The sequence below is a fragment of the Aeromonas sp. 102P genome, assembly GCF_051920345.1.
In the GTDB taxonomy this organism is placed as follows: Bacteria; Pseudomonadota; Gammaproteobacteria; order Enterobacterales; family Aeromonadaceae; genus Aeromonas; species Aeromonas veronii.
Genome location: NZ_JBQBCZ010000001.1, coordinates 1570068 through 1584851 on the forward strand (window position 1 = coordinate 1570068; position 14784 = coordinate 1584851).

Genomic DNA, 14784 nt, shown 5'->3' on the forward strand with positions numbered 1-14784 from the left:
CCCTTTCTCCATCCGGAAAGGGGCAGTTTTTTATCGCAGGTTCTCTGCCTACCCTCCTTTAATTGCCCCTCTCCAGCGCCAGCAGCGCTTTTTTGATCTCCAATCCCCCCGCATAGCCGGTCAGGCTGCCGTTTTGGCCGATCACCCGATGGCAGGGGACGATGATCGAGAGCGGATTGCGGCCATTCGCCGCGCCCACGGCCCGCACCGCATCGGGTTTGCCGATGGTGCGAGCGATATCGCTGTAGCTGCGGGTCTCGCCGTATGGGATGTCGCACAATGCTTGCCATACCGCCTGCTGAAAGGCGGTGCCACGGGCGGCAAGGGGCAGGGAGAAGCGCTGCAAGCGACCGGCAAAATAGGCGTCAAATTCGGCGAGGAAGGGAGCCAGCGCTTCGTGATCTTGTTGCCAGCCACTCATATCGGGCAGTGCCCGCAGGCCCGCCACAAAGTCCACGTGCACCAGACCGGATTCATTGATGGCGACCAGCAGATCGCCGCAGCGGGTCGGCAGAATATCGTAGCGGATCATGGTGTTATCTCCTGTTGTTGGGTATCTGGCTGTTGTTCGTTGCCAGTGGCACGGAGTAGCAAATCGGGCGCTTCACTCATGGCATGCCACAGCCAGCTGGCCGCATAGCTGCGCCACGGCTGCCATGCTGCGCTTTGCGCCAACACCTCTTTTACCGGCAGCTTGGTGCCGCCGCCGAGTGCCTTTTGCAGCACCAGATCGGAAGCGGGGAAGGCATCGGTATCTAGCCCGCAGCGCAGCCGCCAGTAAGAGACAGTCCAGGGGCCTATGCCCGGCAGCGCCAGCAACTGCTCGTCACTGGCTGTCGTGAGGGTCAGCTCGCCGCTGGCCAGCACCTGTGCCACGCCCCGCAGGGTTCGAATACGGCTGCCGGGCATGCCGATGCCGTCGAGAGCGAGTTCGCACAACTGGATGGGGGGCGGCAGTTGCGCCACCCCGAATTGCGCCTCGGTGCGGGCCACCAGTCGCCCGAGTATGGTGATGGCCCCCTTGACCGAGACCTGCTGGCCGACGATGGCGCGCAGCATCACCTCGTATTCGTCCCAGCCACCCGGCAGCCGTACACCGGGCCAGCGCGCCTGCAAGCGGGCGAGCAGCGGATCCTGACCGAGCAGATCACCGATCCGCTGCATGTCGGCATCGAGATCCCACATCCGGCGCACCCGATAGAGCAGATCGGGCAGCGCCGCGAGCGGCAGGTCATGGACAGTAAGCTGCAGGCTGTGCCCCTTGCCTTGCGCGATACGCACCAGCGCGACCTGATCGCCGACCCGATAGCGCCGCTCATACACCTCGCCATCTACCCGCTCCAGCCCCGGGATTGCCCGCAGCCGGTAGAACGCCAGCATGGCCGCCACGTCATACGGGGGGCGGTAGGGCAGTTGCAGCGTCAGGGTTGCGCCGCGCGGCTGCGCACTCATGTGCTCTGGCGCATGATCCTCTTGTTGGCGCAGGGTGCGTGGGGCCAGCCCGTAGGCGTTCAGCCAGGCGTCGTTGAAGCGGCGGATGCTGGCAAAGCCGGCGGCAAACGCGATGTCGGTAATGGGCAGCCCAGTTTCAGTTAGCAGCCGTTTAGCGAGTAGCAGGCGGCGCGTCTGCTCCACCTGTTTTGGCGAGGCGCCGAGGTGCTGCTCGAACTGGCGGCGCAGGGTGCGTTCGCTGATCCCGGCCTCAGCGGCCAGTTTGGCGAGCGTGCCCTCAGCCAGCTCGCCGCGATCGATGCGCGCCAGCAGACGTGCCAGTTCAACCGGCAGATCGCCACGGGCGGCGGGGGCCAGCTCAGGCAGGGTCGCAGCCCATACTGCTCGGCGGCCGCGGCGCTTTGGAAGTAGCGCACATTGTGCTCGTGCGGTGGCCGTGCCGGGCAGACAGGCCGGCAGTAGATGCCGGTCGAGAGCACGCCGGTAAAGAAGCGGCCATCGAAGCGAGCATCGCGGGCGAGCCGTGCGGCGTGACACTGCTCGCGGCTGAGGGTGTTGATCACCTCATCCGGTGACGACTCTGGGCTGGGCTTTGCACTCATGGTGTTGGCGGCTTTGCTGGAATAGATGGCAAGAGAGTAAGGGGGCTCGGGGGCTGTGACTAGCTGTGATCTCTCTGTAGGTTGTTCACTCGGGGCATTCCCGGAGAATTGGAGGCACCAACCAAACCAATCATCCGAGGTGCCCGAGTGAACAATCATAAAAATGCCCGATTAACCGTCTTTGGTCGACAGCTTCTTGTCCAGCGTATCCTTGAGCAGGGCCTGCGCGTTGAAGAGGCCGCTCACGCTGCCGGGGTCAGTATCCGCACCGCTTACAAGTGGCTCACTCGATATCGCCAGGAGGGACCTGATGGTTTGTACAATCGCTCTTCTCGACCCGCATCTTGCCCTCATGCCATTGATGACCAGCGCCAGCAGAGGATTATCGAACTGCGCAAGCAGCGACGGACCTATCGGCACATCAGCCAATATCTGGGCATAGGGCACAGTACTGTCGCCCGCATCTTGCAGCGCATGGGACTTCATCGATTGGCCAATCTGGCCCCAGCTGTTCCAGTACAACGCTATGAACATGAGAAACCGGGTGACTTGCTGCATCTGGACATCAAAAAGTTGGGGCGTTTCCACCGTCCCGGCCATCGTATCACCGGCGACCGCAGCAAGGACTCACGCGGCGCAGGGTGGGAGTGTGTTCATGTGGCGATTGATGACCACTCCCGTGTGGCGTTCAGCGCTCTGCATCCTGATGAAACGGGACGCAGTGCCTGCCTGGCGCTGTTACAGGCACTTCGCTACTACGCCGGGCTCGGCATTTGTTTCAGTCGGCTACTCACGGACAATGGAGCCTGTTACCGGTCGAAACGCTTCCAGAAGCTGTGTCGTCGGCTGGGGCTCAAGCATCTGCGCACCAAGCCTTACACACCACAAACCAATGGCAAAGCAGAGCGCTTCATTCAGACCGCCCTGCGTGAGTGGGCTTATGCACGGAGCTATGACTCGTCAGAGCAACGGGCAGAGCACTTGCAACCGTGGTTGCATGAGTACAACTGGCATCGTCCTCATGCCAGTCTGGGCTACCAGCCCCCCATCAGTCGTCTTCAATCTGTGAACAACCTGGTGGGTTTACACAACTAGCCAGAAACGGACAGGGATAGCAAAAATTGGCCAAAGGTTTTTTTGCTCTTTCATTGCACGGCCGGGTTTCACTCTTCGTCACGCTGTTATTCATATGTCGCGGCTCGACAGAAGGGGGCATAACGGACGGGTCGTAGGCACGATTGGCCTAGCTTTATTTGCTTAGCGAGATTAGTGGCGGCGAAAACTGCTTAAAAATTAATAACAGATCACATAACTATCTTTTTTACATTGAGTGTGGCGATTTTGTGTTGTTCAATCGAGTCAGTTAATTTTTTATGATTATTAAGTCATCGCATTTGCGGCCCAGGGCCGACCAATAACAACACTTGCCAAGGATGATAAGTGAACGACTGTAAGGCATGGCCCCATTGCCGTGGGTTTAGTCTGATCGAGTTGTTGATCGCCATGACGGTTGTCAGCATTCTCGCGGCCATCGCGTTGCCAGCGTATCAGGGTTATCTGCAACAGGGACGTCGTTACGAAGCGCAGCAGCAATTGCTGGAGCAGGCGCTCGCCCTCGAACGTATCTATACCCAACAGGGCCGTTATCCCGACACGTTTGCCACCCCTTCCAACACGGATTTCTACCAGTTCAGCTATAGCCAGCAAGATGCTGGCGACTACCTGCTCAAAGCCATTCCAACGACGCGTCAACAGGATGAGTGCGGCACACTGACCCTCGATCAGACCGGTTATCGCGCGGCCAATCGCCATGACTGCTGGGGATCATAAGATGAATGTGCGCGGATTTACTCTGATTGAGTTGATGATCACGGTCGGCATCGCCGCCATCTTGCTATTGGTCGGGTTGCCCTCCATGAGTCAGCGCCTCGCGGCCGAACGGCTCGATCGTAGTGCGACCGAACTCGCTTCAGCCTACCGCTTTGCCCGCAGCGAAGCGGTCAAGCTGACCCTGCCGGTGGTACTGCAGGGCACCGAGAACGGTGGCTGGGAGGTGATGGCTGACAGCAAGTTGCTGCGTCAGGCGGCAGCACCTGCTGGCGGAATAGTGATCAAGCCGTTTGACCCCATCCAGATCGCGCCAACCGGCAGCAGCAGCCACGCCGAGATCATTCTGGCCAATCGCCTCGGTGAGCAGCGGGTGCTCTGCGTTGCCCCGAGCGGCCAGCTGCTGCAAGGGAGCTGCTCATGAGACACGCCGCACTTGCCCGCCAGCAGGGCTTCAATCTGGTGGAGATCATGGTTTCCATGGTGTTGGCGGTGATGGTGTTTCTCGGTCTCGCCAAGGGGCAGGTGGTCTCGTTGCAGCAGGCGCATTACAGCTTGCAGAGCACGCTGGCCACGATCGAGGCGAGCAACAGCGTGGAGCAGATCTGGAGCTCGCTGTGTGAAGTGCAGCGCAAGCCCGAGCGGTTCACCCAGGCCGATTTTCTTGCCCGCTTCATCCTGCAGGATGGCCACCGGCTGGTGCTGCCGAACCGTTATAGCGACAACTTTGTGGTCGCTATCGAGTGGCAGGATGAGCGGGTCTCCGGCGCCAAGCGGGTGGAGTTGAACGCAGGATTTCCGCCTTTATGCTGAGCGTCCCCTCACGGCAACGAGGCGTCAGTCTCGTCGAGCTGATGATCTCCATGGTGCTCGGTCTGATGCTGATGCTGGCGATTTTTGCCGGTTACGCCCCGATCAAGAGCACGGTCGAGCAGAGCAAGGCGCTGGAGCAGGCGAACGAGGTGTTGCGCTTTGCCACTCTCACCTTTACCAACAGCATCAAGCAGGCGGATCAGCTGATAGCGGTCACCCCTGATCGCCTGACGCTGGCCTTCAAGGTAGAGGGGGGCAGTCAGGTGCTCTCCTGCCTTGGCAACCAGAAAACCGCCGATTTTACCGAGCAGTACCGCTTCACACCGCCGGTGCTCAGTTGCGATGACGGAGATGGTCCGCGCCTGTTGCTGGCCCATCTTCAGGATCTTGAATTCGGCCAGCAGGGTGCGTTGGTCAATATCCGCATCTTTCCCGAAGGGCTGCCGAGCTATCTGGCACCGGGAGTAGAGGTGCAGGTGGCCCGCCGCAAGGCGGTCTGGGCAGCAGCGTTGGCCACATCCGGTGCCAACGCCACAGCAGGGGGAGCGGGATGAACAAGGGATTGCAGGGGCAGCGGGGAGCCGTACTGCTGGTGGTGCTGGTGGTGAGCCTGCTGTCGAGTCTGCTGGTGTTTACCAGCATTCAGGAGAACCAGTTGCAGGCTCGCCTGAGCGGCAATTTTCACAAGAAGATCAATGCGCAGCTCAGTGCCGAGCAGGGGATGAACGAGAGTTATCGAGCCCTGCATCAGGCGCTTGGCGCCGAACCGCGGATAGAGTGGGCTCAACTGGTGCAGAAGGTGCCAAGCAATGGCGAAGGAGCCATGGCGGGCAGCCGCTTCAGCATCGATCAGCTGGATGCCTCCACAGGCAGCAAGCTGGCGTTGCAGAGCCATGGCCGCTATCTGGAGGGCAATGCCAGCCTCAACGCGCTGTTTGCTCTCAAGCGCGAGCCCGGCAATCTCATCTTTCAGGATTCGGTGGTGGCGTGTGAAGGGCTAAGCCTTTCCGGTAGCGGTTTTATCGACAGCTATGACTCGCGCAAGGGCAAATATGGCGGCACCAACATTAACCAGAATGCCAAGGTGGCGACCGTCAGTGACAAGGCCAATGTAGTGCTCGACGGCAATTCGCCAATTTGGGGCGATGTACGGGCGACCGGCTCCGTGACCCTGAACGGATCTTCTCCCATCTCCGGCAACGTGAATGCCGGGAGCGACGTCATTATCTCCCCCTCTTCGGACAAGATTGTCCGGGTCTCCGGCAATGTGAAAGGTGGCGGTAGTTTGACCCTGAAAGGGGGGCGCATCGGTGGTCAGGTGGCGGTCAATGGCAATGTTTCCATGGACTGGGGTACCAGCATCGACAGCGGCAAACTCAGTTATGGTGGTGCTGGTTTTTTTAAAGATCAGGAGAACCAGAAGTATCTGGATCCCGAGTATCGCAACGATCCCAGGTTGCCGCCGGTGGCCGGGCAGGTGTGTGACCCGCTCAATGTGGTCGCGCTGCCCAAATCATTCCCCCCTGCCACACTGCCCATCAATGGCCCGCTGACTCTGGGCGCCACCCAGCAGATGGTGCTGACCACGGATCCTGCCACTGGCTCGGTCACCAGCAGCAATCAGCACAAGCCCGAGCTACCGCTCCCCGGCAAGGGGGAGTTGTTTGGCAAGGAGCAGACCATTTATCAGCTCGACAGCCTCAATATGAGGGCCGATGCCAGTCTCACCATCAAGGGGGATGTGGTGCTGCTGATCGACAATGATTTCACCATGACTGGCAGCAACCAGTTGACGGTGAGCGAGGGGAGCAGTCTGACCCTGATCGTCAGCGGCAAGGTTGATCTCGGGGCCGGTGCCGAGGTGACGGCAGCCAAACAGGGGTTGACCGCTGGCGGTACGCCCGCTATCTCCATCTATTCCGCGTATAGTGGCAAGGATGGGGTCAAGCTGTCGGGCAATACCCCGCTCTATGCCGCCCTCTATGCCCCGTTGACCGAGATGAAGATCAGCGGAAGTGGCGGTCTGTACGGGGCGGTGCGTGCCAAGCATCTGACCGAGAGCGGCGCTGGCGGTGTGCACTACGACGAGGCGCTGGGCATGGCAGATCTGGGGGACGATCAGGGGCCGCCTCCGAGATTGGCACTGCGGCAGTGGCACTTTGTGCAGTGAGGCTGGCGAGCCGCTAAAAAGGATCGAACGGGGCGCGCAACTGTGAGAAGGTGGAGATCTGTCCACCCAGCCGTTCACTGTTGAGGAGAGCTCCATGCCAGGCCCCGCTCGCGCCGGTGCCCTGATCTATGCCAAGGATCCGGGCCTGCTGACCCACTTTTATCGTACCTTGCTGCAGATGGTGGTCTGCTGTCAGGATGAGCAGTTGGTGGTGCTGGAAAACAGCGATATCCAGCTGCTGATCCACGCCATTCCAGAGCCTTATGCCGGGCAGGTCGTTATCAAGCGGCCGCCGGAACTGCGGGAAGAGGGGGCCATCAAGCTGTTCTTCACCGTCTCCAGCCTCGCCTGGGCAGAAGCGAAGGCGGCGGATCTCGGCGGCGGTTTGCTGCCACAGCAGTGGACGGGGCCCGGCTTTGTGGTGCGCAACGCCTTCGACCCGGAGGGCAATATCCTGCAACTGCGCGAGTTGCTGGGTTCCCCTGATCCTCTCTGAATCCTCTCTTTGTGCAGCATTGCTGTGACGGTGTGCTGTGCCATGCACCGCCATAAAAATGAACCGCCATAAAAACGGGGCCCTGTAGTGGTCAACTAAAAAGGGCCCCGTTCTGCTGTTAGCTTACTGCGCTCATTACTTCAGGTAGCGCTGTTCCAGATGCTGGCGCAGCCAGTGTGGATTGAGCGCTTCACCGGTGGCACGGCGCACCAGCTCGTCGGTGCTGTGCAGGCTCCCCTGTGACCAGATGTTGCGCCCGAGCCAGCCGAAGATCTCCGGCAGGCGGCCCGCCGCGATCACCTCCCCCATGCTGCCCAGCTCTTTTTCGAGGGCAAAGCGCAGCTGGGCGGCATACATGGCACCCAGGGTGTAGCTCGGGAAGTAGCCGAACGAGCCGTCGGTCCAGTGAATATCCTGCATGCAGCCATTGCGGTAGTTGCCCTTGGTGGAGAGTCCCAGCCACTGCTGCATCTTGGCATCCCACAGCTCGGGGATGTCGGCCACCTCGATCTTTCCTTCCACCAGATCGCGCTCCAGCTCGTAGCGCAGAATAACGTGGGCCGGATAGGTCACCTCGTCCGCATCGACCCGGATAAAGCCCGGCTCGACCCGGCTGTAGAGCTTGGCCAGATTGTCCGGCGCAAACGCCGCCTGCTCGCCGAAGTGGTGACGAATGCGTGGTGCCAGCAGCGCGAGGAAGGCCGGATGATGCCCCAGCTGCATCTCGCAAAACAGGCTCTGGCTCTCGTGGATCGCCATGGAGCGCGCTTCGGCTACGGGCTGACCCAGCAGATGACGCGGCAGCCCCTGCTCGTAACGGGCGTGACCGGTTTCGTGCACTATGCCCATCAGGCTGGAGACAAACTCCTGCTCGTTATAGCGGGTGGTGATCCGCACGTCGGTCGGCACGCCGCCGCAGAAGGGGTGGCTGCTCACATCGAGCCGGCCGTGGGCGAAATCAAAGCCGAGCAGTCCCATTACCTCCTGACCGAGCGCTTGCTGGGTCGGTATGGGGAAGGGGCCTTGCGGCAGCAACAGGGCATCGCCCTTCTGCTGTTCACTCACGGTCTGGATAAGAGCCGGCAGCCAGCTGGCGAGATCGCCGAAGATCTGATCGAGCCGCGCGCTGGTCATGCCCGGCTCATAGAGGGCCAGCATGGCGTCGTAGGGGCGCACGCCAAGCGCATCGGCCCGCAGTTGCGCCACTTCACGGGAGAGTTTCACCACCTCCTCGAGATTGGGAGCAAAGCCGGCCCAGTCGTTGTTCTTGCGCTGGCTGCGCCAGGCGTGCTCGCACTTGCTGCCAGCCAGCGACAGCGCTTCGACCAGCTCACCGGGCAGCAGGCTGGCATCTTGCCACTGGCGCTTGATTTCGCCGAGGTTGGCCCGTTGCACTTCATCCAGCGGCTCACTCTCAGCCTTGGCAATCCAGTCGCCCAGCTCGGGAGCGGTGCGCTTCTGGTGGATCAGCAGACCGAGTTCGGCCATCGCTTCGGCGCGGGCATCATTGCCCCCTTCCGGCATCATGGCCGCCTGATCCCAACCGCAGATGGCGGCGAGGTGGCTAAAGCGGTGGATCTGCTGCTGATGTTGTTCAAGCTTTTGATATGACATGGGATTGTCCTTGTTATCGTCCCTGATGGTATGCCGCCCCGTACCTGGCATGATCGGGGCCGATCGATGCTAACACCGCCGCTGTATAGTTGACCACCTTCACGCAGGCGGGCCAAAGGCGTGGGGGCGAAACGCGGATTAGCCGAGCCGCTTCTGGTGCCGTTCGCGGTTTTCCGCTTTTTTGCGTTCGCTTTTGCGCAGCAGCACATAGAGGGCACCGCTGCCGCCGTGGCGACGCTCGGCACTGTGGATCGCCATGACGGCGGGCAGTTGCGGCAACCAGGCGCTCACATAGCTTTTCAGCAGGGCACGCGGGGTGCTGCGCTCCCCCTTGCCGTGCAGGATCAGCAGGCAGCGGATATCCCGGACTTCACAATCCGCAATGAACTGCACCAGCGTCTGGCGCGCTTCGTTGAGGGTTTTCTGGTGCAAATCCAGGCTCGCCTGCAGCTCGTATTTGCCGAGCCGCAGCTTCTTGTAGACCCCCTCCTGCACCCCATCGCGCTTGAAGCCGATGATTTCGTGCGGATCGCGCATCTCGATGGCCTCCATGGTGAGGTGGTCGAGGGCGAGTTGCTCGGCGGTGGCAGCCTGACGGCGAGCGAGCTGCGCCTCGGTCGGGGCGGATTTGGCCGCATGGGGATGGATGTTGTCGCTGCGAATGGGCCGCACGTCGGCCACTTCATTCATAAATAGCGAGAGTTCGTCGTTATGAGACACGGCAGGCTCCCCATAAGAAAAAGTGGGGGCCATTATAACGGTCGTAACCGGCACAGAAAACGGGGAAAGGGGGAGGGGATAAGGGGCTCCCGGCATGGACACTGGTGCAGCCAGGCCCGGGAATCACAGTCGCGAACCATAAAACAGCACAGGCGGTCAGTGTGAGCTGCCGCCTGTGGTCAGAGGATTACTTGCCCTCTTTGGGCTGTTGAGAATGGGGTTGCTGTGAATGAGGCGGTTGCGAGTGCATCACCTTGTAGATGAAGTAGGCCGCGTAAGAGCTGATGAGCAAGAAGGTGCCGATAATCACCAGCATCGACATCAATCCCACGCTGTTGCCAAACATCAGGTCCAGCCAAAAGTCCATTTTATTGCTCCTGTCACCCGGTTGATGACAGGCATGATAAATACCTCTTTGCCCCGTCCGGGATGATCCCGATCAACTCCCTTGCAGGTTGTTTAATAACCAGTGCGTTCTGTGATCGTTCTCACTGGACTCCTTGCTACCGAGCCTGCACAGGGCCCGGTGTGGTGAGCGGGGTAATGCGCCACCCCTGCTGCTCCAGCAACGCCAGCAACCCCTGTTCGCCGTAAAGGTGCAGGGCGCCTACCACGATAAAGCTCTCGTTGGGCAGGGTGGACCATTTCTTCAGCCAGTTGTGGTTGCGCTCGGCCAGCAGGGTCTGCTCCATCCAGCTCTGTAGCGCGGGCGGGGCCATCTCCTCCTTGAGCAGATTGATCAGCGTCGCCTCATCCCCCTGCTGCCACGCCTTCATTACGGCGGCGAAACCACTCTCCAGCATCGGTAGCTCATCCAAGGTGCTGGCGAGCATCAGGGTCTGGTTGTCACCCACGCTGGCCAGATAACCGAGCTGTTCCAGCAGGGTTTCAAAGCCCACCACCGGTTTGCCCTCTTTGGCGGCCCGGGTGGCAAAGTGCTGGTCTATCCCGAGTTTACTCTTGAAGTCGGAACGGGCCATGGCGGCCTGGGTCAGGGTAATGGCGGCAAACCAGGGGCGCAGGGTGGCGAGGGTCGCCTCGTCGATGCCATAGCGGGACCCCGCCATCAGGGTGCGCTGATAGAGCTCGGCAGGCAGATGATCCTTGAGCGGTTTGCCATCCACCAGTCGGGTGAGGGAGGCGGTCTGTTGCCACTGATCCGGCGTGATGCTGTTCATGTCCACCTCCATCACCAGTGCGCGACTCTGCAGCCAGGCCCGTTCCACCGGCTCGGGCAGAGGATATAGGGAAAGCTTGCCCGCATGGATGGAGCCCAGCAGCCAGTGTTGCTGGTTGCCCTTGCTCACCCGATAGAAGGCGGGATCGGCAAAGGCGTGCAGCGGTAGCAGCAGGCAGAGCAGGAAGGCAAAGAGGGTGCGATGAAATCTCATGGGGATCCTTAATATGCGCCGGGTGACTTCTCTTGCTGACAATAACTCCTATGATAAGTCCTCATTTCAGATAACCAAGAGGTTTGCCATGCCCCATCTTCGTTTTCGCGCCGTGGCGCTCGAGACCCTGCAACAGGTGAGCGGCCCGCTGCTGGCCGAGCTTTGCGAGCTGACCGGCGGCAAGCCGGAGTTTGTCACCATGGAGCGGATTGATAGCTGCTGGATACGCAACGGCGAGCCAGAGACGGGTTTTCCGTTTGTTGAGCTGCACTGGTTCGAGCGGCCGCAGGAGATGCAGGACGCTGCCGCGCGCCTTATCACGCGCCATTTGAAACGGGTGCTGGGGGAGCAGACCTATGTGGTGGTGCAGGTGATCCCTCTGGCCAAGAGCGCCTACTACAGCAACGGTGAGCACTATTGAAGAGGGGGACAAACCAGGTTGGCGGGTCGGGTGACGCCGCTACCCGGCTAACGCCACTTGGGCGGCAGGATGCTTGTCGCCCATCACGGGATCAGGCCGATTTGGCCAGCAGTTTATCGAGCCAGCGAGTGGGCAATACCCGTCGCAGGAAGGCAAACAGCCGGGTTGGAGTGGTCACCGGATAGCGCGCCTTGGGATGGGCGTGGGTCAGCGCATGGAGCAGCGGCGGGATGCAGGCTTCGCTTGGGAGGGTAAAGCCGCTGGTGGCCCCCTCTTTTTCCAGCCGCGTCAGGGTCTGGCGGTAGGCCGACTGATGACGGCTTTGGGCCGGATCGATGTGCCGCAAGAAGGCGCTGCGGGCATTGGCACGAAAACGGGTATCGATGGGGCCCGGTTCAATCAGGCTGATATGTACCCCGCTACCCGCCAGTTCAAGGCGCAGAGTGTCGCTATAACCTTCCAGCGCAAACTTGCTGGCGTTGTAGGCGCCGCGATACTTCATGGCAACCAGCCCCAGAACCGAGCTGTTCTGCACTATCCGCCCCTCTTTGGCCTCCAGCATCGGCGGCAGCACCTGACGGATCAGATGGTGCCAGCCAAACAGGTTGGTATTGAACTGTTCCCTGAGCGCCTCGGTGGGCAGATCTTCCAGCGCCCCGGGTTGGCCATAAGCGCCATTGTTGAACAAGCCATAGAGGCGCCCGCCTGCCAGATGGAGCGCCGCACTGGCGCCCAGTTCGATGGAAGCAGGGTCCGCCAGATCCAGTTGTACTGCCAGCAATCCCTGTTGCTGCAGACGGGCCACATCTTCCGCCTTGCGTGCCGAAGCGATCACGGTAAAACCGTGCTGCCCGAGCGCCTGTGCGGCGGCGAGGCCAATACCGCTGGAACAACCGGTGATCAGAACAAAACGGGGCATGATGGGAAATCTCTATACGATGTATCGCTTGAGGATACATGAAACAAAAGCCCGCATAAAAGCGGGCTAAGTGTGATAAACAGTACTTCTTACAGGTTTTGCGCTGCCCAAGAGATAAAATCGCGTTTCTCGGTTGGGGTCATTTTGTCAAACCAGAATCGCGCTTGTTGGGAAGCTGAGCCACTGATATCGGAAGGCTGAATGGGTTTTGTGGCTACTGCTGCAGGAATCACGTTGCTGCCTTGTGTCGGCAAGTCATATACGTTTTTCACATTACCCTGCATTGCTCCTGCCAGTTGAGGTAGCGCTGCTGGTTGGTTGCTACGGTTAAATGCGTCAAGCTCTTCGCCAAAATTACGAAGCACGGACATATTGGTCATAGAGACCAGCTCACCAAGTTTGTATGAAACGGTGTTGCCGGATGACGAGAGTTTCCATTGTGGTTGTTTGTCAAACGCCTCTCCTCGCTCCCATGTTTGCAACCTCGGTGCTTCTACCGATATCTCTTGGTTTGCAGCATTAAATGTCAATACATGTACATGAGAGTTATATTTTTTTGTATTGTTTTTATCTTTGACTAATTGAGAGATTTTAATCGCAATTTGATTGTCTCCGTCGGGCAAAGATTGATTGTCTACCTTGCCAATAAACAGCGGGGAGTCAACCGGAATACCATTGACCGCAACGAGTTCTACCCCTCTGCCTATTTCCAGATTGACTGCAGCCTGACTGACAGAGGGTAGTGTGGCGATTAATGCTGCCATAATGGTCTTTTTCATTTCTGGTTTACCTCTTGTCTTCATCACAACTAAAAAGGCGGGCCCTGTAAGGGCCCGCCAAGTAGGCATTAAATACAGGGAACACAAGCCAGGGTTTAGAAGTAGTATTCTACGCCCATGCCTAGACCAAACTCTTTATCACCATCTTGTACCACTGACAGACCACGGCGCTGCAGATAGTAAGGACGAACATAGGCAACGGCCGAGTCATCCAGGAAGTACATGGCTTGACCGGAGATGATGGAGTCGCTGAACTCGCTCGCCTTAAAGTCGCCAGCCGCTGTTTCAAATTCAGGCTTCAGGTTGGCGGCATAGGCGAGTTTGAACTGCCACAGACCGGTATTGTATACAGTGGCCAGGGTGTAGCTATCTTGTGACATACCGTTCAGCGTCGTGGTGCCTACACCGATAACATTCAGGTCCATGTCGGAATAATCGGCGGTCAGGCGCTTATAGGCACCGTAGAAACCGAGGCCATTGTCAAAGTTGAGCTCGAAGCCCAGCAGATAGGCATTTGAGTCGCCTGTTCCGCTAGTATGCGTCAGGAGTGCATTAGCTGTATTCTCATTATTTTCATCGATCTTAGCGAGCTTCTGCGTTCCATGAAACGCGCCCTCTCCGATTTTGCGGTCAGTACCTTTTTCATAGGTCGCGTGCAGAGTCAGCGGACCGGTATTGTAGTGGGCGCCCAAGCCATAGAAGTTGGAGCTCGCATCATTGGTATTGTTACCACGGCCCAGCGCCAGGTTGTAGCTGAAGCCGCTATGGTTGGCGGAGTCAAAGCGGATCATGTTGGATTGACGATCGTAGTTACCACCACCGATGATGTCGCCGCGCCAGTCCATCACTTTACCGGTAGAGATACTGCTGTACGGCCAGTCAAGCACTTCATAGAGCGGTGTTAGCATACGGCCTGCGCGAACTTTACCTATCCCTTCCCACTCGAAACCACCGAAGGTATCGCGCACCCCCAGCTTGCCGTCACCGCCAGACTCACCGACGTTGCCGGATTCGATTTGCCAGATAAACTTGGGGCCGTTGGCAAAATCCTTGCTGCCACGGAAACCGATGCGAGATTCATTTTCGATCTTGATGGGGTTCTCGTATCCGCCATTGGCATCAACGGTTGCCCAGTCAGCACCAGTCCAGGCAGAGATTGCGATCTGGCCATAGATGTCGACATTCTTGATATCTGCATGAGCAGGCAGTGCGAAAGCTGAAGCAATGACAACAGCCAGTGCGGATTTATTGAACATAAGATAGCTCCTGATTTTATGGACTTAGCTTTTTTTTTCGGCAGTTGGCTGTGTGCCTTCCGCTCGATTATCGGTATTGCAATCAACACCCCGAAGGGCAAAAAATCTTGTCTTGGCTACCTGCAACCCGGATGTCTTGGCACATCTGTAGTTGGCAGTCCTGATCATCACATGTTGTTTTTTTATGTTCCGATTCTTGGCTATCGGACAACCCCAAGAGTACGTTCGCGGTGCGAAATATCAATGAAAAGTTCCCTCAACGTTTCAAAAGTATGACCGAGTGCAAATAATCATGGGCAAGGTCGTAAACAGCCTCATGGCAGG

Annotated in this window: 16 protein-coding genes and 1 pseudogene; 8 read left to right on the forward strand and 9 right to left on the reverse strand. The window is 58.9% G+C overall.

The genetic code is table 11. The features are described 5' to 3' along the window. Nucleotides 1-58: 58 nt before the first annotated feature. Together ACTG1K_RS07600 and ACTG1K_RS07605 are read right to left on the reverse strand one after the other, a co-directional pair. A complete protein-coding gene (locus ACTG1K_RS07600; RefSeq protein ID WP_139461154.1) occupies nt 59-532 on the reverse strand; it encodes a methylated-DNA--[protein]-cysteine S-methyltransferase in 474 nt (157 codons plus the stop codon). Next, nucleotides 529-2054: pseudogene (locus tag ACTG1K_RS07605) on the reverse strand (AlkA N-terminal domain-containing protein). The gene ACTG1K_RS07600 and the pseudogene ACTG1K_RS07605 overlap by 4 nt, the downstream one beginning before the upstream one ends. Before the next feature lie 147 nt (nt 2055-2201). Between ACTG1K_RS07605 and ACTG1K_RS07610 the strand changes: the two are divergent. The 7 genes from ACTG1K_RS07610 (at nt 2202) to ACTG1K_RS07640 (ending at nt 7360) form a co-directional block, all read left to right on the forward strand. Then, nucleotides 2202-3149 carry an IS481 family transposase gene (locus tag ACTG1K_RS07610; RefSeq protein ID WP_440004854.1) on the forward strand — a complete coding sequence of 316 codons (948 nt, stop codon included), beginning with the start codon at nt 2202-2204 and terminating at the stop codon, nt 3147-3149. Between the two features lie 345 nt (nt 3150-3494). Beyond that, entirely contained in the window at nt 3495-3884 is a 390-nt protein-coding gene (locus tag ACTG1K_RS07615; RefSeq protein ID WP_005343572.1) for a type IV pilin protein, read from the forward strand. A 1-nt stretch (nt 3885) separates the two neighbouring features. Next, complete coding sequence (locus tag ACTG1K_RS07620; RefSeq protein WP_219595205.1) at nt 3886-4305, forward strand: GspH/FimT family pseudopilin; 420 nt, start codon at nt 3886-3888, stop codon at nt 4303-4305. Further along, nucleotides 4302-4694 carry a type IV pilus modification PilV family protein gene (locus ACTG1K_RS07625; protein ID WP_088870005.1) on the forward strand — a complete coding sequence of 131 codons (393 nt, stop codon included), beginning with the start codon at nt 4302-4304 and terminating at the stop codon, nt 4692-4694. Before ACTG1K_RS07620 ends, ACTG1K_RS07625 begins: the two co-directional genes overlap by 4 nt. Then, entirely contained in the window at nt 4688-5248 is a 561-nt protein-coding gene (locus ACTG1K_RS07630) for a PilW family protein (protein WP_425854046.1), read from the forward strand. Before ACTG1K_RS07625 ends, ACTG1K_RS07630 begins: the two co-directional genes overlap by 7 nt. Continuing rightward, a complete protein-coding gene (locus ACTG1K_RS07635) occupies nt 5245-6864 on the forward strand; it encodes a DUF7305 domain-containing protein (protein WP_440005036.1) in 1620 nt (539 codons plus the stop codon). Before ACTG1K_RS07630 ends, ACTG1K_RS07635 begins: the two co-directional genes overlap by 4 nt. Nucleotides 6865-6958: 94 nt before the next feature. Continuing rightward, nucleotides 6959-7360 (forward strand): glyoxalase/bleomycin resistance/dioxygenase family protein, encoded by a 402-nt coding sequence (locus tag ACTG1K_RS07640; protein ID WP_440005037.1) that lies wholly within the window; start codon nt 6959-6961, stop codon nt 7358-7360. A gap of 135 nt (nt 7361-7495) precedes the next feature. Here ACTG1K_RS07640 and ACTG1K_RS07645 read toward each other — a convergent pair whose 3' ends face one another. The 4 genes from ACTG1K_RS07645 to ACTG1K_RS07660 form a co-directional block, all read right to left on the reverse strand. After that, nucleotides 7496-8974, reverse strand: coding sequence for a carboxypeptidase M32 (locus ACTG1K_RS07645; RefSeq protein ID WP_088870002.1), 1479 nt, complete (start codon nt 8972-8974; stop codon nt 7496-7498). Nucleotides 8975-9112: 138 nt separating this feature from the next. Beyond that, nucleotides 9113-9694 (reverse strand): DNA endonuclease SmrA, encoded by a 582-nt coding sequence (gene smrA / locus ACTG1K_RS07650; protein WP_040068561.1) that lies wholly within the window; start codon nt 9692-9694, stop codon nt 9113-9115. Between the two features lie 187 nt (nt 9695-9881). Then, nucleotides 9882-10061 (reverse strand): DUF3149 domain-containing protein, encoded by a 180-nt coding sequence (locus ACTG1K_RS07655; protein WP_005338733.1) that lies wholly within the window; start codon nt 10059-10061, stop codon nt 9882-9884. 136 nt (nt 10062-10197) lie between these two features. Further along, nucleotides 10198-11085, reverse strand: a complete 888-nt coding sequence (locus ACTG1K_RS07660; RefSeq protein ID WP_440005038.1) for a TraB/GumN family protein — start codon at nt 11083-11085, stop codon at nt 10198-10200. Nucleotides 11086-11173: 88 nt separating this feature from the next. Between ACTG1K_RS07660 and ACTG1K_RS07665 the strand changes: the two genes are divergently transcribed. Beyond that, nucleotides 11174-11506: a DUF1904 family protein gene (locus tag ACTG1K_RS07665; protein WP_440005039.1), complete on the forward strand. Its 333-nt coding sequence runs from the start codon at nt 11174-11176 to the stop codon at nt 11504-11506. A 91-nt stretch (nt 11507-11597) separates the two neighbouring features. On the opposite strand, the gene ACTG1K_RS07670 is transcribed toward ACTG1K_RS07665, so the two are convergent. The 3 genes from ACTG1K_RS07670 to ACTG1K_RS07680 form a co-directional block, all read right to left on the reverse strand. Continuing rightward, on the reverse strand, nt 11598-12425 hold the full coding sequence (locus ACTG1K_RS07670; RefSeq protein ID WP_042054211.1) for an SDR family oxidoreductase: 828 nt from the start codon (nt 12423-12425) through the stop codon (nt 11598-11600). An 89-nt stretch (nt 12426-12514) separates the two neighbouring features. Beyond that, nucleotides 12515-13204: a YccT family protein gene (locus ACTG1K_RS07675; RefSeq protein WP_376890163.1), complete on the reverse strand. Its 690-nt coding sequence runs from the start codon at nt 13202-13204 to the stop codon at nt 12515-12517. 95 nt (nt 13205-13299) lie between these two features. Continuing rightward, entirely contained in the window at nt 13300-14460 is a 1161-nt protein-coding gene (locus ACTG1K_RS07680) for a porin (RefSeq protein WP_440005040.1), read from the reverse strand. Between the last annotated feature and the right edge of the window lie 324 nt (nt 14461-14784).